Below are 21885 nucleotides of genomic sequence, written 5' to 3'. Positions count from 1 at the left end.
TTGCTAAAAATGGACAGGGAGGAACGTATTTTGTGATAGTCTCCATCCTCGCCCCTTTTACCTTTGGGCTCACGTTTTTTCTTTTCGGTATGTACGCCATGCGCTCCGGCTTTCAAAACCTCGCCGGCAAAAAAATGGAAGAATGGATGGGGCGCTTTACTCGTACCCCACTCCATAGCTTCTGGATTGGTCTCTTCGCTACTTTTGTCTTGCAAAGCTCCAGTGCGGTAACCGTCCTGACAATTGGGCTGACGAACGCAGGCATCATCCAGTTCACACAAACCGTCGGCATCATTTTGGGAACCAATCTGGGCACGACAGTGACAACGGAGCTGGTTGCACTCAAGCTCGAGTCCTTTGCCATCCCCATGCTCCTCATCGGAGTCGCTCTTTGGCTAATGCCGCGCCGCAACATTCGTTGCATTGGTCTAGTCGTCGCAGGCTTCGGACTGATCTTCCTCGGAATCGATACATTGAAAGTCATGGCGAAGCCTTTGGAGCAGTCTGAGACGTTTCGTTCGCTTTTTCTGGAGAGCAGCCATTCCATCTGGATCGGATTGATTACCGGGATCATTTTCACAGCTCTCATCCATAGCGGTTCTGCTACGACCGTGATCACGATGGGCCTGCTCAGTCATCAAATTCTTTCGATGGAAACGGCACTCGCTATCGTTTTGGGCGCGAATGTCGGAACTTGCTTTACCGCTGTCATCGCTGCTATTGGTACAAATACGGCATCCAAGCAGGTCGCATGGTGCCATACGCTCTTCAACGTCGCAGGAGCGATTGTTTTTTTACCGTTTCTTTCCCAGCTTGCCCTTGTCAGTGCATTTTTAACGGATAGTCCTTCTATGCAGATCGCCCATTCACAGACGATCTTCAATCTCGTCTGCTCTCTAGTCGCGCTGCCATTCGTCCCGCAAATAGCCCGGTTTATTCAATGGCTGATCCCTGATAAGCGTCGTCCTACTGACCTCACTTTTAGAAAGAAAATGGTATCAAGTAGATGGAAGTAATAACACCCGCCACGATCATAGCGACACTGGACGCTGCCGTTTGAACAGGAGAAACGCGGTTCAAGCTGGCCGTACCAATGGCGTGTGCACTCGTACCCATGGCGATCCCGATTGCCCAATCATCGGTGATTCTCCCCCATTTGAGAACAGGACGGGCAATCATGACACCGACCATCCCCGTCAATGCGGTAAAAAAGGCTGCAAGCGCAGGTTCCCCACCGATGGAACGGCTCAGCTCCAACGCAATCGGGGTGGTCACGGATTTACTGAGCATGCTTTTGTATACGAGCTCATCTGAACCCAGGCACCAATGAACCGCCATAACTACGATGATTGCAACTGCACAGCCTGCACATACACCAAGCAAAACACCGCGCCAAATATGAGCAAACTCCTTGATCTGTTTCGCCAGCGGTATAGCGAGTGCCACCGTTGCAGGGCCGAGCCAAAAGGAAATCCACGATCCTCCGGCAGCAAACGCCTCCCAATCACCGCTAAACGCCCACCACATAGTCCAGACCAAGATCACAGCCACCAAAAGAGGCTGCAACCGTTGGAATCGAGCATTAATTATGGTTGCGCCTTTGTACCCTGCTATCGATACCAAAATGGCGAGAAATTGACTAAGCATCCAGCGTCCTCCTCTCTTGCGGCAAGGACGATTCTGATTTTTGTTTATGATGCCTCAAATACCATTGTACAACCACGCCAGTTACAAGCATGACTAGCAATGGACCCAGAACCATCGATAGTATGATTGGCAATGGGTTTTGCGTAAATACGTTCAAATAGGAAGCAACTCCGACAATGATCGGTACGAAAAAGAGCAACATATGTCGGATCAGAAATGTCCCCGCTTGTTCCACCCAATCCATTCGTATCCATCCCATACACAGTCCCAATGTTAACAGCAACATTCCCACCAGGTTACCGGGTAGGGGAATATGCAGCCATTTGCTTGCAGCTACGCCTACCCCATAAAAAGCCAACAGGATGACGATTCCTTTAACAAATTTCATTTTGCTAATCTCCTCCCCGCTTCCTATCCTCTCTCTATAGGAACTTCAGCATGCAGGACGGAAAAAGCCCGGCCTTACCTCGGCCAGGCTTTCTTTCGTATTAGTATCCGCTGCCTGTTGTTTTTGCTCCAGTTACAATGGAAACACCGGAGCTTGTACCGATACGGCTCGCTCCTGCTTCGATCATCGCAACCGCTGTTTCACCGTCACGAACGCCACCAGACGCTTTTACGCCTACATTTGGTCCTACGGTTTTACGCATCAGGGCGATATCTTCAACCGTTGCTCCACCTGTTGAGAATCCTGTGGAGGTTTTTACGTAATCAGCACCAGCCTCTACGGAGAGCTTGCACGCAACTACTTTTTCTTCTTCGGTCAAGAGGCAAGTTTCCAGAATCACTTTCAAGAGAATATCGCCAGCGGCTTGCTTCACAGCAGCGATGTCTTTTTTGACAGTTTCCAGGTCGCCGGATTTCAGGGCACCTACGTTCAGTACCATATCTACCTCAGTCGCCCCGTTTGCAATCGCATCGCGGGTCTCGGCTGCTTTGGACTCGATCGTGCTCGCTCCCAGAGGGAATCCGATAACCGTGCACACTTTCACATCAGAGCCTGCCAGGAGTTCAGCAGAGCGTTTTACCCAATAAGGGTTTACGCATACAGACATGAAGTCGTGCTCTCTTGCTTCAGCGCACAGCTTGTCAATCATCTCTTGTGTAGCATCAGGCTTCAACAGCGTGTGGTCGATATATTTGTTCATGTTCATAGAACTACACCTCTATCCCTAATTGTTCGAATGCAAGGCGAAAAATGCTGTCATTGTTACGGTATCCTCGTTGCAGCTGCAAATCCCATGCTTCCTTTGCAGAATGCCAATGAACATCATTGATTTCTTCTAGCTGTACGGTGATCTCTGTGTTGTAGGCTTCCACCAAATAATAATGGACTTCTTTGTCGATGGATTCGCCCGTCACCGGATGCGTATACACATAGGTGATCATATCGAGCTTGGACCCCAATCGTCCTGCTACGCCTGTTTCTTCCAAAACTTCGCGCAGAGCCGTTTCTTCGATAGTCTCGCCTATCTCCTGCTTCCCTTTTGCGAGTGTTACTTTGCCATAGCGGTCTTCAATCAATAGGAGCATGTACTCTGTGTCTTGCTTCTGGTATACAACGCCTCCTGCCGATATCTCCCTCATATAGCTCGCTCCTTCAGGTAAGGCAGCGCCTCTGTTTCCACTACGCGAACAAAAGTCCCTTTGCAGTATTCCGAGCCTGGTTCATCCAGTCTGACCTTGCAAATCTTGCCGATCATGCTCTCATCGCCAGGGAAGACGACGTTCAGGTAGTTGTCCGAATAGCCCATCAGAAGACCGCTATCAGGTGCTTCTTTAAACGGACGCTCCGGAATGACTTCCAGTACATCCCCTACGAATTTCGTGGAGTATGCCAAAGTCAATTCCTGATTGAGCTCGAGAAGCTTCGCTACGCGCTCGTTCTTTTCCTCTTCAGGAACTTGATCCGTCATACGCGCTGCTGGTGTACCTGTACGCATGGAGTACGGGAATACGTGCATCTCGGCAAAACCGATTTTCTTCATAAACTCGTATCCGTTCCAGAATTGCTCCTCTGTCTCACCCGGGAAGCCTACGATGACGTCTGTTGTAATCGCTGCTCCTGGCAATGCTTCGCGTACTTTGACCATTCTTTCGTAAAACTCAGCAGTCGTATACTTGCGGCGCATACGTTTCAACACTTCGTCATCGCCGGCTTGCAGCGGCACATGCAGATGGCGCACGACACGATCGGAGTTGTTGATGACCTCGATCACTTCATCAGTGATTTGGCTCGCCTCGATCGAACTAATGCGGATGCGCTTGAGGCCTTCCACTTGGTGAAGGTCAATCAGCAGCTTGGCCAAATTGTAGTCTTCCAAATCCTCGCCGTATCCACCCGTATGAATCCCAGTCAAAACGATTTCCAGATAGCCCGCTTCCACTAGCTTTTGGGCCTGTTCGACGACGCTTTCCGGTTTGCGGGAACGCATCAGACCGCGTGCCCAAGGAATAATACAAAACGTACAAAAGTTGTTGCAGCCCTCTTGAATCTTGAGGGAAGCACGTGTGCGATCTGTAAAGTTAGGAACATCCAGCTCTTCGAATTCACGAGCTTTCATAATGTTGCCTACTGCATTGATCGGCTTGCGTTCTGCACGAATTTGATCCACGTACTCGATCAGCTTCTCGCGTCCTTGTGTACCAACTACGATATCTACACCGGGAATTTGTGCAATCTCACTTGGAGAGGTTTGCGCATAGCAGCCCGTTACGGCTACGATCGCCTCAGGATTGCGGCGAATCGCACGACGAATCACTTGGCGACTCTTCTTATCTCCCGTGTTCGTAACCGTACAAGTATTAATCACGTAAACATCTGCATCATCTTGTTCAAAGTCGACTCTCTCATAGCCGTCTGCCTTGAACAATTGCCAGATGGCCTCTGTTTCATAGCTGTTTACTTTACAGCCCAATGTATGAAAAGCAACGGTAGACATTGCCATTCCTCCTTTTCCGTGAAAAACGTCTCGACGTTTTTCATAAAAGTGGATGTGACCGCTTGCGGTCAACGAAACGGTCATGACCGTTTCGCTCCTGCTCATCCTTTGCGAAGTGATGAAGCCTTTCGTTCAAACTGATAGGAAGCGCAGGCCAAAACGTACTGGCTTGCTGTTTCCGTGCGCAAAATACGCGGGCCGAGGGAAACCGTCAGGAACCCTTTGCTCTCTGCTTGGGCCACTTCCTCGGGAGAGAAGCCTCCCTCTGGTCCAACGAGGACGAGAAGTGACTCCCCAGCAGTCATCTCTTCTAGCACTTGATGAATCGTGGTACTGCCTTCTTTTTCATAGGCAATTGCGCAATGCGTATACGACTGGCCAGCTTGAAGTATCTCACGAAATGAAACAGGAGATAGAAGCTCTGGCAAAACAGCACGGTGAGACTGTTCAGCAGCCTCCTTGACAATTTTGCGCCAACGCTCCAGTTTTTTCGCTTCTTTTTTGGCGTCCAACTTAACAATGGTTCGCTCAGAAGAAAACGGGAAAAAGGAGTACGCCCCAAGTTCCGTCCCCTTTTGCAAAATCCACTCCAGCTTCTCGCCTTTTGGAAGCCCCTGACCAATTGTGACCCGGATCGGCAGTTCTCGTTCTTCTTGAAGCATTTCCATTACTTCTGCCCGTACTTCCTTGGCAGAAAGAGAGACCAGCTTGGCCCGTGCCGACCTGCCCGCTCCATCAGAAACGATGATTTCTTCGCCTTCCCGAGCACGCATTACATTTACGATATGGTGTACATCGTCTCCGACAATCGTTAGCTCATTCTCAGTAAAGGAATGTGGCTCGACAAAATATCGTTGCATCTCGCCAACCCCACTATTCTATCGTTTTTTTGCTACAATTGCTACCCAGTCATCGATGAAAATGGTTTCCACGACCTCAAGGCCTGAAGCCGCCAACGCCGCTTTTACATCCGCTTCACGTGCAGCAATAATACCTGACGAGATAAAGGTGCCGCCTGGCTTCAACACACGGAATACATCGTCGGTGAAACGCACGATGACTTCTGCCAAAATGTTAGCCACGACTACTTCCACCTGCTCCTCGATGCCGTCAAGCAAATTGTTTTGTCTCACGTTAATATGCTCATGAACACCGTTCAGTTCGGTATTGGCCTGTGCAGAGCGCACGGCTACTTCATCCAAGTCCATCGCTAGCACATCTTTTGCTCCGAGCTTGATGGCAGCAATACTCAAAATAGCTGTGCCTGTCCCAACATCATACACCTGATCGCCCTTTGCCAGATACTTCTCAAGTGCACGCAGACAAAGAATGGTCGTCGGATGTGTACCTGTTCCAAATGCCATGCCTGGGTCCATCTCGATAATAATCTCATCTGGATGCTTCGGCTCGTACTCTTCCCATACTGGTTTGATAGTCATGCGATCAGACACATGAACCGGTTTGTAGTATTTTTTCCAGGCGTGGGCCCATTCATCTTCATGGACATCGTTTACAGCAATCGATGCCTTGCCGATGTCCAAACCGTACTCGATCAACTGCGCCAATTGCTCTTTCAGCTCTTCTACAACGTCTAGCAGTTCGCTGCTGTCAACCGGCAGGTATGCTTTAACGAATACGCCCTCGGCCGGAAAATCATCAGGAGAAAGCTGGTAGATTTCGCCAAAGGGGGTATCCCACTCACGATAAAGCACCTCCGGGTCTTCAATTACGACACCATTGGCACCCAATTCATACAAGAGGCTTGACACCGCCTCCGTAGCCTCCGCTGTAGTATGGATACTGATTTCTGACCATTTCACGAATCTACCACTCCCCACATAAGCTCCCAAACGGGCTTTTCATTTAATCGACTTCACTACACGAAACTTTAGGCAAAAAGCGGACAAAACCGCGACGGATTACTCGCCGCGGAATGCCCGTTTCATTTTTTCGAAAAAGCTTTCGTCTTCTCCCCCATGCTGTCCTGGTTTTTCTCCAGACAGTTCGGCGAGCTCACGCAACAATTCCTTTTGTTTATCGCTCAGCTTGGTCGGCGTAATCACGCGCACTTTCACATGCTGATCACCGCGGCCGTTCCCGCGCAAATGCGGAACACCTTTTCCACGCAAGCGGAAGAATGTTTCTGTTTGGGTACCCGATGGGATCTTCAATTTCACGCGACCATCGACAGTCGGCACTTCGATCTCATCTCCAAGTGCTGCCTGTGCGTAAGTAAGCGGAACCTCACAGTAAATATCATTTCCTTCACGCTCAAAAAACTCATGACTCTTCACACGCAAAACGACGTACAAATCTCCAGGAGGTCCACCGTTTGCGCCCGGTTCTCCCTCGCCTGTTACGCGCAATTGTGCTCCATCATCCACACCTGCTGGGATGTTGAGATGAATTTTGCGGCGTACCTTGACACGTCCACTTCCACGGCAAGTTGAACATTTTTCTTTGACAACTTTCCCTTTGCCTTCGCAAGTCGAGCAAACACGGCGATTAACGATTCGGCCGAATGGCGTGTTTGCCACCACTTCTTGTTGTCCTGTACCATTACAAGTCTTACATGTATCGACACCGGAACCAGGCTTCGCGCCAGAACCAAGGCATGTATCGCATTCTGCTTCTTTTGGAATTTCCACGTCGGTTTCTTTTCCAAAAATCGCGTCGATAAAGTCAATGCTGAGGCCAAATTGCAGGTCAGATCCTTTGCGCGGTGCATTTGGATTCGAACGTCTGCCGCCACCACCGAAGAACATATCAAAAATGTCTCCGAAGCCGCCCATGCCAGATCCGTCAAAGCCTCCGCCACCGAAGCCCTGATTCGGGTCTTGGTGACCAAAACGGTCATACTGCGCACGCTTTTGTGGCTCGGACAGGATGTCGTACGCATCCTTTACTTCTTTGAACTTTTCTTCCGCGTCAGCCTCTTTATTTACATCGGGATGGTACTGACGTGCCAGCTTGCGATACGCTTTTTTGATTTCATCCGCACTCGCGTCCTTGGCAACGCCCAGAACCTCGTATAAATCACGTTTCATCTCCTACATCACTCCCATGACAGTCAACTGTTATCATAGCATGTGACAGACTCGAAAAAAAGTCAAAGTCAGCATTCCGTGACTTTGACTTTCATGGGTCACATCGTGGGAAGTGAGGGAAGAAATCTCTCCCCTCACAGTTCCAGCGTGTTACTTTTTATCGTCTACCACTTCGTAGTCAGCATCAACGACATTGTCTTTCTTCGGCTCTTGTCCTTCAGCGCCGCCTTGTGCTGCTTGAGCTTGAGCAGCCTGCTCATAGAGCTTCACCGAAATTTGTTGGATGATCTCGGACAGTTCATCTTTTGCTGTCTTGATCTCTTCGATGTTGCCGCCTTCCAGAGCAGCTTTCACTTTATCTTTCGCAGCGTTAGCGCGATCGATTTCAGCTTGGTCGATCTTGCCTTCTACTTCTTTCAGTGTTTTCTCAGTCGTGAATACGAGTTGGTCAGCTTCGTTGCGAACTTCTACTTGCTCTTTGCGTTGTTTGTCCGCTTCAGCATTCAACTCAGCATCTTTTACCATGCGATCGATCTCATCGTCGGACAGACCGGAGTTAGAAGTGATCGTGATACGTTGCTCTTTACCTGTACCCAGGTCTTTTGCACGTACATTTACGATACCGTTCGCGTCAATATCGAAGGATACTTCGATTTGCGGGATGCCGCGTGGCGCTGGCGGGATATCGGACAGGTTGAAGCGTCCGAGGGATTTGTTGTCGCCTGCCATTTGACGCTCCCCTTGGAGAACGTGAATTTCTACAGATGTTTGGTTATCCGCAGCTGTAGAGAACACTTGGGATTTGCTTGTTGGGATCGTCGTGTTACGATCGATCAGCTTGGTGAATACGCCACCCAATGTCTCGATACCGAGGGACAGTGGCGTTACGTCGAGAAGAACGACGTCTTTCACGTCACCAGTCAGTACGCCCGCTTGAACAGCCGCTCCCAGTGCTACTACTTCATCTGGGTTTACACCTTTATGTGGTTCTTTTCCTGTAAATTTCTTGATTGCTTCTTGTACTGCTGGGATACGAGTAGAACCACCAACCAGGATAACGCGATCCAGTTCGCTTGGAGTCAGACCAGCGTCTTTCAGCGCTTGACGAGTTGGGCCCATTGTACGCTCAACCAGCTCAGCAGACAACTCTTCGAACTTCGCGCGAGTCAGGTTCATCTCCAAGTGCTTTGGACCTGTTGCATCTGCTGTAATGAACGGCAGGGAAATAGTCGTAGTCAATACGCCAGAGAGGTCTTTCTTCGCTTTTTCCGCAGCGTCTTTCAAACGTTGTTGAGCCATGCGATCCTTGGACAGGTCGATGCCATGCTCTTTTTTGAATTCGCTCACCAGGTAGTTCATGATGACATCGTCAAAGTCGTCTCCGCCCAGTTTGTTGTCACCGGAAGTCGCTTTTACTTCGAAGAAGCCGTCGGACAATTCGAGAATGGATACGTCAAAGGTACCGCCGCCCAAGTCGAATACGAGAACGGTTTGATCTTCTGTTTTCTCCATACCGTATGCAAGTGCAGCTGCGGTTGGTTCGTTCACGATACGCAGTACTTCCAAGCCAGCAATTTTACCAGCGTCTTTTGTTGCTTGGCGTTGGCTGTCATTGAAGTAAGCTGGAACCGTAATCACTGCCTGCGTCACAGATTGACCAAGGTAGGCTTCAGCGTCAGCTTTCAGCTTTTGCAGGATCATAGCAGAGATTTGCTCAGGTGTGTACTGGTTGCCTTCCAGCGTTTCTTTATAGGTGCTACCCATGTGGCGCTTGATGGAGATTACGGTATTGTCTGGATTGGTGATCGCTTGGCGTTTTGCCGCTTCCCCAACGATGCGCTCGCCGTTTTTGAATGCTACTACGGATGGTGTGGTGCGGTTACCTTCCGCATTGGCAATAACGACTGGCTCGCCGCCTTCCATTACTGCTACACAAGAGTTGGTTGTTCCCAAGTCAATTCCGATTACGCGACTCATACAAAATGTCCTCCTAACACTTTACGTCTAGTGAATTTACGTTTTTTGAGATTACTCGTTCACTTGAACCATCGCCGGACGAACGACGCGGTCTTTGAACATATATCCTTTTTGCAGCTCGGCTACCACAACGCCTGATTCAAACTCAGGGTTTTGCGTTTGCATAACAGCCTGGTGGATGTGAGGATCAAATGGTTTTCCTTTTGCCTCGATTGCAGCCAAGCCTTCTTTATCGAAAACTTGGACCATCTGACGATATACCATGTTTACACCCTCCAAGAGGGAATCTACTGTCATGGATTCCTTGTCAGCGGCAAGAGCTCGCTCGAAGTTATCGAGAACTGGCAGAAGCTCTTCCACGATTTTAAGAGAAGCGTACTTAGCCAGATCTTCCTGCTCTTTGCGAACACGGCGGCGGAGGTTATCCATATCAGCCATGGCGCGCAGCATGCGGTTTTGGTGATCCTCAGCCTGAGCCTTCCAGTGAGCAGCCTCTTGCTCCCAGTTCATCTCGGTTGCTTCCGCTTGGTCTGCATCCTTTGCTACCTGTTCTTCTTCGAGAGTCGGGTCTTGCGTTACTTTTTCCTCGCTCAACGTCACTACCTCCTGGCGGCTTTCCCCAGTCAAAAGACTGTTTAGCCATTCACTCCATTTATTTCTCAAACTGCGAAGTCAGCATGCGCGATAGTCCTTCCGCCAAATGGTTGAGCACAGTAATGACCTTGCCGTATTCCATCCGCGTCGGACCAAGTATCCCTACCATTCCCACTGGCTTGCCTCCAAGCGAATAAGAAGTGGTAATAATACTGCATTGCTTAATCGCGTCTAGCTGGTTTTCCTGTCCGATGCGTACCGTGAGACCATCACCCTGCATGCCGATCACATTCATCAATTGATCGTGCTGCTCTAATAGCTCGAGGATATCCTTGACTTTATCCACGTCACGGAATTCCGGCTGGTTCATGATCTTGGTCGCACCGCGTAAGTATACTCGTTCTTCTTCTTGTGTCAGCGAGTTGTTGAGGAGCTTAAGGATTTCTTCATACTGCTCCGTATGACGTTGCATTTCACCGGAAATCTCTTGATAAAGACGTTGCCGAAGCTGCCATAGTGGCACGTCGGTCAGCTTTGCATTCAACAGATTGACGAGTCTCTCGATTTCCCCGGCCCCTATGCCTTCTGGAAGATCAATCAGCTTGTTCTCCACTCGTCCGGTATGTGTCACCACAATCGCAACAGCCTGTTCAGCATTGAGAGGAACGATTTGAATATGTTTTAACCGATGCTCAAAAATCTCTGGTCCCAAGACAATCGCCGTGTAGTTTGTCAACTGAGAGAGAATTTGGGCAGTGTACTCTACCACTTGTTCTGCGTGGAGAATACGTTCGGCAAACAACTGTTTTAGTTTACCCAACTCAGCTTCCTCCAAAAGATGAGGCTGAATCAGGTTATCGACGTAAAAACGGTATCCTTTTGTAGAAGGAACACGTCCGGCCGATGTGTGGGGCTGTTCTAAGTACCCCAGCTCTTCCAAGTCAGACATCTCGTTGCGTATCGTTGCCGAAGAGAATCCGATGTCGTCCCGTTTGGAGATGGTTCGGGAGCCAACAGGTTCGGCAGAATGAATATAATTATCGACAATCGCGTTTAAAATCATTTGTTGACGGTCTGATAACATGGATGTCGCTCGCCTCCTGTTGGATTGTTAGCACTCATGCTTATCGAGTGCTAAATCTATATACTAAGGTATCAATAGTAGAAGGATTTGTCAACGAACTTGAGCTAGTTCTACAGACAAAAAATCTCATTTTTCGCGAGTTTCGCTTTGTACTTAACGAAGAAAGCGCGCAAATACCTCATTTCCGAGTGGAAGCCCCTGTTTCGTCAGCTTCAAAAACCCGTCCTGTTCTTCCAGCATTCCTTTGGCTACCTCTTCTTCTATTATTGTCCCAAAAACATCATAAACAGTTGCGCCAAAACGAGAGACAAACGCTGAAAGGTCAACTCCTTCTCTCAACCGCAGTCCCAAAATCATCTGTTCCTCCATGGCATCCGCGCGCGGCACCTCGAATTGTTCTACACGCGGCAGCCCTTCCTTGCACTTCTGCATGTAGATCGGAAGCGGGCCTGCATTCACATGCCGATGGCCGCACACATAGCCGTGGGCACCCGCACCCAACCCATAGTATTCATGATTGAGCCAATAGGTTTTATTGTGTTTGCTCTCGAAGCCCGGTTTTGCAAAATTGCTGATTTCATACTGCTTGTACCCATGCCGCTCCATCTCTTCTATTAATACCATGTACATCTCAAGCTCCGTCTCTTCAGATGGCAGTGGCAGCTGATCCTTTTGGTAGAGGGTGTGGAACAGCGTGTTCTCCTCCACCTTGAGGCTGTATGCGGAGAAATGCGTGGTGCCTAGCCCAAACGCCCTGTCCAACGTCTGGCGGAAAATGTCGAGTGTCTGATCTGGCAATCCAAACATCAAGTCAATGCTAAAGTTGTCGAAGCCTACTTTTTTCGCATTATCGATACTGCGGTACACGGCTTCCTGGTCGTGGATTCGTCCCAAACGTTTTAAGAGCGCGTCGTCAAAGGACTGCACACCAAAGCTCAGACGATTGACACCCAGCTCACGCATGATCCGCAGCTTTTCCACGTCTGTCGTTCCCGGATTCGCTTCCATCGAAAACTCGATATCATCCGCCCAGTACTTGCCCAATTGCTTTTGTACCAGCTCCAAAAACGCTCGCATTTGGGCATGATCGAGAAGCGTAGGCGTCCCTCCGCCGACAAAAATCGTTTTCACCTGCTCGATCGGCTGTTGGCTAAAAGTGATCTCCATTTCGCTTTTCAATGCGTCTAAGTAATCCCAAATGAGCTGCGGATTGTTCGTCACAAATGAGTTGAAATCACAGTAATAACATTTATTCGTACAAAAGGGAATGTGAATGTAAACCGCTTGTGGCATCATGTCCCTTTCCCTCCTTATAATAACGACTTTTGGATTACCTATTTCAATAAAAGTCAAAAAGTCGGCTTTTCAGCACCGAGAAAATGGCGAGAACCTGAAGAAGGAGGAGCGGAGTGTAGGGGACCTACATGAGCACCGGACTTCGAAGGTGAACGCCAGTTTCGATGCCGAATCAACTTTCATTACTACTTCGTGTTCAAAAACCGACTTTTTGACCACCGCTTTTAATGGAAAAGACCTGACACAAGGTCAGGCCTACTTCTTATCATCCATGCGCAATACAGCCATAAATGCTTCTTGCGGTACCTCTACGGAACCGACAGACTTCATGCGCTTCTTTCCTTCTTTTTGCTTTTCGAGCAGCTTACGTTTACGTGAGATGTCCCCGCCGTAACATTTAGCAAGAACGTTTTTACGCAACGCACTGATCGTTTCACGAGCGACAACCTTGTGTCCGATGGTCGCTTGAATCGGCACCTCGAATTGCTGACGTGGAATCAGTTCCTTCAGTTTTTCGCAGATAACTTTTCCACGAGGATAAGCCGTGTCTTTGTGTACGATAAACGACAGAGCATCCACCACTTCGCCGTTGAGGAGAATATCCATTTTCACCAACTTGGAAGCTTTGTACCCACCTAGCTCGTAGTCAAAGGATGCGTAGCCTTTTGTACCCGACTTCAGCATGTCAAAGAAATCGTAAACGATCTCCGACAAAGGCATATCGTACTTCAGCTGCACACGGTTCTCACCCATGTACTGCATGTCAAGAAACTCACCGCGTTTACCTTGGCACAACTGCATAACATCACCGACGTATTCTTTCGGCACCATAACAGTCGCCGTAACATAAGGCTCCTCGACCATTTCGATCTTTTGTGCTTCCGGCATTTTGGACGGGTTGTCGATTTCGAATACTTCGCCGTTCGTTTTGGTAATGCGGTAAATAACGCTCGGCGCGGTCGTAATCAAATTAATGTTGAATTCCCGTTCAATACGTTCTTGGATGATCTCCATGTGCAGAAGTCCCAAGAAACCGCAACGGAAACCAAAACCAAGTGCTTGGGAAGTCTCCGGTTCAAACTGCAAGGACGCATCGTTTAGCTGGAGCTTTTCCAATGCATCGCGCAGATCGTTGTACTCGTTCGTTTCGATTGGGTACAGACCGCAGAAAACCATCGGGTTGATCTTGCGGTAACCAGGTAGCGGTTCAGGAGCAGGGCGATTCGCATCTGTAATGGTATCCCCCACACTGGTGTCTCCCACTGTTTTAATGGAAGCCGCTACGTAGCCTACATCTCCAACCGTCAATTCTTCTACTTGCGTTTGGCGCGGAGTCGATGTACCAATTTCGGTTACCTCAAACGACTTGCCTGTCGCCATCATCTTGATCTTCATACCTTTTTTCAAGGTTCCGTTGATGACACGGATCGAGGCAATAACGCCGCGATACGCATCAAAGTAAGAGTCGAAAATCAAAGCTTGGAGAGGTGCATCCGGGTCTCCCTCTGGAGCAGGTACTTTTTGCACAACGGCTTCCAATACTTCTTTAATCCCGATACCTGCTTTGGCAGAAGTCAGAACCGCATCGCTGGCATCCAGACCGATCACGTCCTCAACCTCTTGCTTTACGCGCTCAGGCTCTGCGCTCGGCAGGTCGATCTTGTTGACGACCGGGATGATCTCCAGATTGCTGTCCAACGCTAAATACACGTTCGCCAAAGTCTGGGCTTCGATCCCTTGTGCCGCATCCACGACGAGAATAGCCCCTTCACAGGCAGCCAAGCTGCGGGATACTTCATACGTAAAGTCGACGTGTCCAGGGGTGTCAATCAGGTGGAGAATGTATTCCTCACCGTCATCTGCTTTATAGTTCAAACGCACGGCATTGAGCTTAATCGTAATCCCGCGCTCTTTTTCCAGCTCCATCGTGTCAAGAAACTGGGCTTCCATCTCACGTGCAGTCAAAGCACCGGTCAGCTCCAAAATGCGGTCTGCCAGCGTTGACTTTCCATGGTCAATGTGGGCGATGATGGAAAAATTTCGTATCCTTTTTTGTCTTTCACGACGATCCATGTGTTGTTCGTTCCCTCCCACGCGAATCCATTCAAACGTTCAGATTGCGCCTCGCAAAAAATACACTAACGGTAATTATAACAAACCGATGATATAAAGAGCAACCAAAGAGAATCAGGCATTTGCCTCCTTTTTCTCGTATCCAAACTTTTCCTGTGCTAAAGTGGTAACTAGCATGGTGGTGCGAACCGCTTGGACGCTACACGTACAAAAGTGGCGGAAGCATAACACAACTCTCTTCGGCGGCGATACTGCCGTAAGCACAAAGAAAGAAACGGAGAATGATCAAAGTGAACAGCATTGACTCTTGCTTGCATTCCTTGACGATATCGGATATTCCCGGACTCATTGCCTTATCTGATTCCGTAGGTTGGGATTATGACGAAACGGAAATTCACACAATTCTGTCTATCGGCACCGCATTCGGTCACAAAGACGCGAGTGGCACCCTACTTTCCAGTGCGGCGATCATCCCGTACGATGACAACCTTGCGAGCATTGGTATGGTGATTGTCCATCCCTCGTCACAAGGAAAAGGGTATGGTCGCCAGCTCATGAAGGCGTGCATGGCGTCTGTTTCTACCGATACAACAATCATGCTCATTGCAACTCCAGAAGGAGAGCCATTGTACAAAACCCTCGGGTTCCAGACAATGGATCGTATTCGAAAGTTTATAGCTGAACGCTATGAACCTGAAGCACCGCCACAACACGAAGCCAATGATGGGTTAAAAATTGCACCAATGGAGTGGGACGATTTCTCGAGCGTGGTTGAATTGGACAAAGCTGCACTGGGCAGCAGCCGATCTCATTTTCTCAAGACACGAATGAGACAAGCTAACACCTGTTTGGTAGCCAAAAATCGCTCCGGTAAGATCATCGGATATGGCTTCGCCGTTCAAGGCCCAGTTAATCTTATCGCAGGGCCGATCGTCGCAGAAAATGCTGTCATGGCTGAACACCTCCTATACAAGCTGACACAACATCATACTGGACGTGTACGGATAGACGTACCAGATGAGCAAGCAGCGTTTCACGCTTATTTGGAGCAAAACGGCTTCACACAGGTTTCCCATCCGCCAGTGATGGTTGCAAATGCTACTAGCCTGCCACGTCGTGATGGAACGTATTGGGCGATAGGCGCTCAAATATACGGATAGGCATGAAAAGCGAAAAACGGACCTTCTTTTCGGCAAAGGTCCGTTTTGGCATTCTTACTTTGTTTTTGATCGACTGTGAACTTGCTCCAACACTTTAGGTGGAAACAGTTTTTGCAGGCTTCTCTGGTAGTTACTGCCGTCCTCAGGGATTTGGAAGTCAGTTACCTGATACGCATTTCCATTGTAGACGATTTGAAAGACCATCGGTGCACTGAGCGCAGTAGAATTACTACCTGTTATTTTCACCCAAGCGTAAACCGTTCGTTTCGCCGCATCTGGCGCTTCCACCCCGAGGAGCTCGACATTCATCTCGCGTTGTTTTCCCAGCCACTCTAGCTTATCGCTTTCCTTCTCCAAATACTGCTGAATGATAGGGCCGACCAGTTGACGGTTTGCGGATGCTATCCCTTTTTTCACCTCGACAAAAACTTGTCCGAGATGTTTGCCTCCTGATCTTACTTCCAGCTTCCATTTCCCCGGTTCAGGCAACACGATCCCGGATGGAAAATGACCATCTGCATCGTATAACGAGTCCATTACCTCATAGCTGCCCAAAGACAGACGGGCCCCATCTGTATTGTAAGCAGTGATCTCTACTTCTTGTGAGTAGTCCCCATTCAACAGCCAAATCACCCGCTGCGTCTGTCCTTCGTAGAAGCCGTCCTGATCTGTCATGATGCGGACAGGTTTTTCTCCCAAATAAGAAAAGGACTGATTATGGTAAGTGGAAGACAAAGAAGGCGACAGCTTCCACAAATCTGCTTCGACGATTTGTCCCCCTGGCAACAGGGAAGGTACTTGTGTCTCTTGTTGTGAAGGTCTCCCCTCATGCTGTGCAGATTGTCTCTCCTCCTGAATGGGGAGCCCAAACCACAATAGCAAGCCCATCGTCAACACAACGCCCGGCAAGGCTAGCTTCCTTGTGCAAGTCACCCACCTAGTCCCGGGCCTCACCTTCTGCCGCACACGCTCTTCCATCGTAGCAGTAAACTGTACATCACGAAAAATGGTCTGATCTGCCCGTTTCTTTAAGTCCGTGAGCCATCGGTTTTCGTCCATTCCCAGCCCCTCCCCTCTCCCATACTCTGCCGTAGCTGCTGTCTGGCCCTATGCAACCGTGTTCTGACTGTTCCTTCCGCTACTCCTAGCACCTCAGCCACTTCTCCGATGGATAAATCCGCATAGTAATGAAGGGCAATCACTTGGCGATAGAGCGGAGGGAGCTGCAACACTTCTGCTACGAGCTGATCCCTCTCGGCTTGATCGAGCACAAGACTTTCTGTAGAAAGCTCCCCATCCTGCCTAATCCACGAGCGGGGAAGGATATGACGGAACGACCAAGAACGCAAATAACCTTTGCACTCATTAACCGCGATTCGATACAACCACGTGTGCACACTGCTCTCCTGCCGAAAGCGAGGAAGATGCCGATACACCTTAACGAAAACATCTTGGGTTATATCCTCTGCCAAGCTGCGATCTTTGACCAGAAAAGTGACGAGTCGAAGCACGCGGGTCCCATATTCCCTCATGATTTGTTCAAACGCAGCAGCAGTTGTTGGCTGCAATTTTTCCAAGGGCGCGACCTCCTTCACTCGCATTCACTGATTAGATGCAGCAGCAGACGTTTTGTTACAAAGTGGTGGAAGAAATTTTTTTCGCCAAAATCGTCCAGCGAGTGGCTCCACCCGGTGTCCCGATAGATTCAGCGAATGGATATCCACCATGCTGCCAGCGATCCATATCATAGCCCTCGCCCGCTTGACTCGGCTCTAATTCTTGCTTGTGGAATACATTCTCTTTGCTATAGGTGACGTAAAAGCCTGATCCTTCCAGTAACAGCTCAAGCTCTGTCGGCAAAATCAGCGCCATCTCGCGCTCTACGCGATACCTCGGCTGCTCGATTTGATCAAGAAAAGTCTCATAAGTAAGCGTGTAGCGGAACTTTTGATCCAAGAGTGAGGTTTCCCCCTCCACCTTTTGATACACCATGCGATCCGGGAAAACGAATTTGCGTTGCATCGTTGTCCATTGATTTTTTACTGGCGGCAAGAGTAAGTCAATTGCCAAGGTTCCGTCCTCTGTCATGTAATCGTGGATGATCGAAAGCAATTGACGTTGCTTGTCTCTACAGGTGGCCTGCTGAAAAATCCCTTCTGGAAGAAGCACATGCGTGAATTGCTGATCTAGCTCAAGCTCCCACATATTTTGTTCTACCAGCTCCAGCAGTTCTTCTTTCCCTTTTAACATGCGCCGCTTCTTTTTGGCAGCCATCGCAAGCATATCCGGGCTCCAATCGATCCCGCAGACGGACAAGCCATTCCGTGCCAGCTCAATGGCAATTCTCCCTGTTCCAACACCCAGCTCCAGCACTGAGACTGAGGATTGCTCCGCTTCTTGCAGCAACCAGTTTCGATAAAAAGCAATGCTGGCCTTCCCGGCAAACTGATCGTAATACGTAGCTTCTACGTTCGTGTACTTGGTTTCAGGAAGCGGCAAGTGCCGTCCTTCCTCGTTCATCTCACAATCGGTACACACAGAGCCTGCCAAATGGGGAAAAGGCACTCCGGGCGGAACGCCATTTTTCGTATCACCTAGCCACTCGTCGTAACGGTACTTGCATATTCTGCAACTATAAACAGTCATAATGATTTAGATACCTCCTGTAGATTGCTTAGTCCCTCCAGAATGCCAGAGAGGGAGCTTCGGCTTTAACAAAAAAGGACGCCACCTAGGCATCCTCCCTATGAAAATCAAAGAAACTTAACTCGGCCCCTATCAGTTGACTCCACTCATTACCTTCTGGATAGATGGCTTCACACGGATCGCTTCCGAGTAGAAATACACATGCTTTTTTCCTGTAATGGGATGGGTCGTCACCTCTGTCTCTACTCCGAAAACATCCCGGATCAGATTGGGTGTCAAAACTTCCTCAGGAGTCCCCGATGTAACGATTTCTCCCTCACAAATCACGTATAGCCGATCACAGTACATCGCAGCGATATTGAGATCATGTAACGAGGACAAGACCGTAATCCCAAGATTTTTGACAAGATCCATCACCTGCAACTGGTATCGAACATCCAAATGATTCGTCGGCTCATCAAGGACGAGAAACTGGGCTTGCTGCACCAAAGCTCTGGCAATCAGCACGCGCTGCTTCTCCCCGCCAGATAAACTGAAAAAGCTGCGATCAGCGTATGTATGCATCCCTACCCGCTGTAATGCTTCTTCACAAATCCGAACGTCTTCTGCGTTATCGGACTGAAACAGTCTCTTATGCGGAGCACGTCCCATATTCACGATTTCGGTCACCGAAAAATCGAATTCCACAGAGGTCTCCTGCCGTACTGTCGCCATTCGCTGAGCGTTTTGGCGCGAGGTTAGCTTGTATACGTCGTCGCCATCGAGTGTGATCCATCCCGAACGCGGCTTCAATACACGATAAATGCTTTTAAGCAATGTGGACTTCCCACTGCCATTCGGCCCGATCAGCCCTACAAACTCTCCAGAGCGCACCTCCAGACTGACGTTGCGCAGGATTCCCTTTTTCTCCAGTTCGACCGAAATATTCTCAACCTGCAAATTCATCGTCCGCTACCTCCAAAGGAATAAGAACTCCGCAACATCAGCCAGATAAAGAATGGACCTCCACACAGCGCTGTCAAAATACCAATCGGCAGCTCTTCCGGTGCAAATGCAAGCCTGGCTACTACATCAACCCAGATGAGAAAAATCGCGCCAAACAAAGCACTGACAGGCAGGACACGTCTGTGATCCGATCCGACCATCACACGGACGATATGGGGCATCATTAACCCGACAAAACCGATTGATCCCGCGATGGACACGATCACCCCCGTGAGCAGTGCCGTGATCACTAGGAGAAGCTTGCGGAATTGCACCGTATTCACTCCCAATGTTCCTGCTGACTCCTCGCCCATCAGCATTGCATTGAGCGAGCGGTATTGGGCCATTAAGACGATGAGACAGATGACGACAATCAATGTAGGGATCGTCAAGTACTCCCATTTCCCGCCAGCCAGACTTCCACTTAACCAAAACAAAACCGTCCCAATTCCATGCTCATTCGGCGCTGAAAAAACAAGGAGACTGGTAATAGCCGACAAGATCGCCGATATCGCAATTCCAGCCATGAGCAGGCGTACCGTCGAGTTTTGTCCACCGATACGGGATAGCGTAAAAATGAGAATGATGGACACAAGGGAGCCTGTAAAAGCGCCAAAGGATAGCGCATACTGCCCGTACATGCTGAATGCTCCGAATATAATCACCAAGGTAGCTCCAACCGAAGCACCTGAAGATACGCCTAACACATACGGGTCAGCCAGGGAGTTGCGAACCAACGACTGAATCGCTACTCCCACGACAGACAGACCTGCGCCGACGATCGCCCCCAAGAGTACACGCGGAAAGCGAATATCCCAAATAATCGTTTGCTCCCCTTTGGACCAATCCACCTCAATCCATTGGGTGAACATCGGAATTTTCGATAAGGCGATTTTCCAAACCGTTGTCGGCTTAATCTCCACTGATCCCAAGGTAACTGCGAACGTGATCGAGAGGAAGAGTCCGACCAGTAGAGTAATGATGATATAAGGTAATTTGATCTGTTGCAGTGCTATTCCCTCCCTTAAAAAGGGTGTACTCTATTTGAATTTATCCGGGTAGAGTCCTTCCGCCAATATTTTTAGCGCAATCGGTGCTCGAACACCTTCAGAAGCCGCAGACAAAGGCAATACCATCAGTCGTTGATTTTTAATCGCCGGAATATCCGCTAGTTCTTTTTTGGTCAAAAGGAAATTGCGTTTTTGCTCGACGGTTCTATCACCGTAGTCTACGATAATAATCACATCTGGATTGCGACTCACTACTTGTTCCCAACTGACCTCTGCCCAACCCTTTTGAATGTCATCAAAAATGTTCTTACCGCCAGCAGTCTTAATTAAGGACGTCATGTAGTTGTTGGCTGCTGTGAAAGGTTTATCTTCCCCGTTGTCGTACACGAACACTTTCAGTGGCTCGTCCACCTTGCCAATTTTGCTAATCGTTTGATCCATTTCACTCTTCATTTTATGGATCAAATCATTGGCTTTGTCCTCCACACGGAAAATGCGCCCAATATTCGTAATATCCGCGAACACATCGTCAATTGTCGGTCCAGGAATGCTAGATGACTCTTGCAGATACGATTTGATGCCGACCTTTTCCAAGTCCTGCATCGTTCCTACGCCCTTTTCGCCGAATCCACTTTTCCATCCGGCGTATACGAAGTCTGGGTTCGCTGCCAACAGCACTTCTTTCGTAGGATACTTGTCAGACAGTACCGGAATCTTGTCGTAATCTGCCTTTAACTCCGGAAGGATTTTATCGTCTAGGCACGCGGTTCCGACCATTTTATCAGCCAGGCCCAATGCCAGCATGATTTCCGTGACGTGTTGGTTCAAAGTCACAGCACGCTCAGGCGCTTTTGGATAGGTCATTTCGATGCCATTATTGGTTAGTGTTACAGGCTTGCTCTCTGATGCTGGAACAGCTGTTTGTTCTGTTTTGGCTGGAGCCTGTGTTGTCGTAGCAGAGCCGCATGCCGAAACCAAAAGCATGGCAGCTGTCATGATACCGAAACCTAGTCCCTTCATTAATGTATGTGTTTTGTTTGCCTTAAACATCAGTAATCCCCTTTTCTGTTGGAAATGTTGGGTTGAACCAATCCTCCACAAAAAAAGCACCCCCCATTTCAATCGGGAGGTGCACGACAAACGTAGATAAAGCTATAAGCAGGCACAAAGGCGCCCTTTCATAGACTGCTTCCACATCTGTCCCATCCTCGTGGGTCGATTGTATATGATCGCATGGCAGGTCTCCTGGCTTACGAATCAACACCCCCAGCTACCTTCCCATTTTTTGTCTTGCAAAAAACAGTGGCTATTCGCTAGGCGCTCCTCGTTACAGTGGCGGGACCGCGCCGGTTTCTCACCGGACTTCCCTTTTAAGCTGACGGCTTATACCATCCAGCACCATTCGATACGTATTCAATTTTCACG

At 49.1% G+C, this 21885-nt stretch carries 21 protein-coding genes and 1 riboswitch; of the genes, 2 read left to right on the top strand and 19 right to left on the bottom strand.

Annotated elements, in window-relative coordinates; all coding sequences use genetic code 11:
• Positions 1 to 32: 32 nt before the first annotated feature.
• Positions 33 to 1016 carry a Na/Pi cotransporter family protein gene (locus C7R94_RS14025; RefSeq protein ID WP_047072548.1) on the top strand — a complete coding sequence of 328 codons (984 nt, stop codon included), beginning with the start codon at positions 33 to 35 and terminating at the stop codon, positions 1014 to 1016.
• Here the strand turns inward: C7R94_RS14025 and C7R94_RS14020 are convergent.
• From C7R94_RS14020 to lepA, 13 genes are all read right to left on the bottom strand, one after another.
• Entirely contained in the window at positions 982 to 1647 is a 666-nt protein-coding gene (locus tag C7R94_RS14020) for an LrgB family protein (RefSeq protein ID WP_106782013.1), read from the bottom strand. The genes C7R94_RS14025 and C7R94_RS14020 overlap by 35 nt on opposite strands.
• Positions 1640 to 2035, bottom strand: coding sequence for a CidA/LrgA family protein (locus C7R94_RS14015; protein WP_106782010.1), 396 nt, complete (start codon positions 2033 to 2035; stop codon positions 1640 to 1642). The genes C7R94_RS14020 and C7R94_RS14015 overlap by 8 nt, the downstream gene beginning before the upstream one ends.
• A 100-nt stretch (positions 2036 to 2135) precedes the next feature.
• Positions 2136 to 2801 carry a deoxyribose-phosphate aldolase gene (gene deoC / locus C7R94_RS14010; RefSeq protein WP_048032270.1) on the bottom strand — a complete coding sequence of 222 codons (666 nt, stop codon included), beginning with the start codon at positions 2799 to 2801 and terminating at the stop codon, positions 2136 to 2138.
• A gap of 4 nt (positions 2802 to 2805) precedes the next feature.
• On the bottom strand, positions 2806 to 3234 hold the full coding sequence (locus C7R94_RS14005; protein ID WP_106782008.1) for an NUDIX hydrolase: 429 nt from the start codon (positions 3232 to 3234) through the stop codon (positions 2806 to 2808).
• Positions 3231 to 4589 (bottom strand): tRNA (N(6)-L-threonylcarbamoyladenosine(37)-C(2))-methylthiotransferase MtaB, encoded by a 1359-nt coding sequence (gene mtaB / locus C7R94_RS14000; RefSeq protein ID WP_106782112.1) that lies wholly within the window; start codon positions 4587 to 4589, stop codon positions 3231 to 3233. Before mtaB ends, C7R94_RS14005 begins: the two co-directional genes overlap by 4 nt.
• 101 nt (positions 4590 to 4690) lie before the next feature.
• Complete coding sequence (locus C7R94_RS13995; RefSeq protein ID WP_106782005.1) at positions 4691 to 5449, bottom strand: 16S rRNA (uracil(1498)-N(3))-methyltransferase; 759 nt, start codon at positions 5447 to 5449, stop codon at positions 4691 to 4693.
• An 18-nt stretch (positions 5450 to 5467) separates the two neighbouring features.
• Positions 5468 to 6409: a 50S ribosomal protein L11 methyltransferase gene (prmA, locus tag C7R94_RS13990; protein ID WP_047072560.1), complete on the bottom strand. Its 942-nt coding sequence runs from the start codon at positions 6407 to 6409 to the stop codon at positions 5468 to 5470.
• Between the two features lie 99 nt (positions 6410 to 6508).
• Positions 6509 to 7636 carry a molecular chaperone DnaJ gene (gene dnaJ, locus C7R94_RS13985; protein ID WP_106782003.1) on the bottom strand — a complete coding sequence of 376 codons (1128 nt, stop codon included), beginning with the start codon at positions 7634 to 7636 and terminating at the stop codon, positions 6509 to 6511.
• Between the two features lie 150 nt (positions 7637 to 7786).
• The gene (gene dnaK, locus C7R94_RS13980) at positions 7787 to 9613 is read right to left on the bottom strand and encodes a molecular chaperone DnaK (RefSeq protein WP_106782000.1); all 1827 of its coding nucleotides are present in this window, start codon (positions 9611 to 9613) and stop codon (positions 7787 to 7789) included.
• A gap of 51 nt (positions 9614 to 9664) precedes the next feature.
• Positions 9665 to 10207, bottom strand: a complete 543-nt coding sequence (gene grpE / locus C7R94_RS13975; protein WP_047072566.1) for a nucleotide exchange factor GrpE — start codon at positions 10205 to 10207, stop codon at positions 9665 to 9667.
• A gap of 58 nt (positions 10208 to 10265) precedes the next feature.
• Positions 10266 to 11291, bottom strand: coding sequence for a heat-inducible transcriptional repressor HrcA (gene hrcA, locus C7R94_RS13970; RefSeq protein WP_047072567.1), 1026 nt, complete (start codon positions 11289 to 11291; stop codon positions 10266 to 10268).
• 153 nt (positions 11292 to 11444) lie between these two features.
• Positions 11445 to 12587, bottom strand: a complete 1143-nt coding sequence (gene hemW, locus C7R94_RS13965) for a radical SAM family heme chaperone HemW (protein WP_106781998.1) — start codon at positions 12585 to 12587, stop codon at positions 11445 to 11447.
• A gap of 255 nt (positions 12588 to 12842) precedes the next feature.
• Positions 12843 to 14660, bottom strand: coding sequence for a translation elongation factor 4 (gene lepA, locus C7R94_RS13960; protein WP_047072572.1), 1818 nt, complete (start codon positions 14658 to 14660; stop codon positions 12843 to 12845).
• Positions 14661 to 14941: 281 nt separating this feature from the next.
• On the opposite strand from lepA, the gene C7R94_RS13955 reads away from it, so the two are divergent.
• Positions 14942 to 15820: a GNAT family N-acetyltransferase gene (locus C7R94_RS13955; protein ID WP_106781995.1), complete on the top strand. Its 879-nt coding sequence runs from the start codon at positions 14942 to 14944 to the stop codon at positions 15818 to 15820.
• Positions 15821 to 15874: 54 nt separating this feature from the next.
• Here C7R94_RS13955 and C7R94_RS13950 read toward each other — a convergent pair whose 3' ends face one another.
• The 6 genes from C7R94_RS13950 to C7R94_RS13925 form a co-directional block, all read right to left on the bottom strand.
• On the bottom strand, positions 15875 to 16879 hold the full coding sequence (locus C7R94_RS13950) for a hypothetical protein (protein WP_106781992.1): 1005 nt from the start codon (positions 16877 to 16879) through the stop codon (positions 15875 to 15877).
• On the bottom strand, positions 16849 to 17397 hold the full coding sequence (locus tag C7R94_RS13945) for a sigma-70 family RNA polymerase sigma factor (protein WP_106781990.1): 549 nt from the start codon (positions 17395 to 17397) through the stop codon (positions 16849 to 16851). The genes C7R94_RS13950 and C7R94_RS13945 overlap by 31 nt, the downstream gene beginning before the upstream one ends.
• Positions 17398 to 17452: 55 nt before the next feature.
• A complete protein-coding gene (locus C7R94_RS13940) occupies positions 17453 to 18466 on the bottom strand; it encodes a methyltransferase domain-containing protein (RefSeq protein WP_106781988.1) in 1014 nt (337 codons plus the stop codon).
• A gap of 132 nt (positions 18467 to 18598) precedes the next feature.
• A complete protein-coding gene (locus C7R94_RS13935; RefSeq protein ID WP_106781985.1) occupies positions 18599 to 19411 on the bottom strand; it encodes a heme ABC transporter ATP-binding protein in 813 nt (270 codons plus the stop codon).
• The gene (locus tag C7R94_RS13930) at positions 19408 to 20466 is read right to left on the bottom strand and encodes a FecCD family ABC transporter permease (RefSeq protein WP_233220560.1); all 1059 of its coding nucleotides are present in this window, start codon (positions 20464 to 20466) and stop codon (positions 19408 to 19410) included. The genes C7R94_RS13935 and C7R94_RS13930 overlap by 4 nt, the downstream gene beginning before the upstream one ends.
• A gap of 24 nt (positions 20467 to 20490) precedes the next feature.
• Positions 20491 to 21510, bottom strand: coding sequence for an ABC transporter substrate-binding protein (locus C7R94_RS13925; RefSeq protein ID WP_106781984.1), 1020 nt, complete (start codon positions 21508 to 21510; stop codon positions 20491 to 20493).
• Between the two features lie 168 nt (positions 21511 to 21678).
• Positions 21679 to 21878, bottom strand: a riboswitch (cobalamin riboswitch).
• Between the last annotated feature and the right edge of the window lie 7 nt (positions 21879 to 21885).

It is taken from the genome of Brevibacillus sp. NRRL NRS-603 (assembly GCF_003013445.1).
Lineage (GTDB): Bacteria > Bacillota > Bacilli > Brevibacillales > Brevibacillaceae > Brevibacillus > Brevibacillus formosus.
Note: the sequence above shows the minus strand (reverse complement) of the source record. Positions and strands in the feature narration are given on the sequence as shown.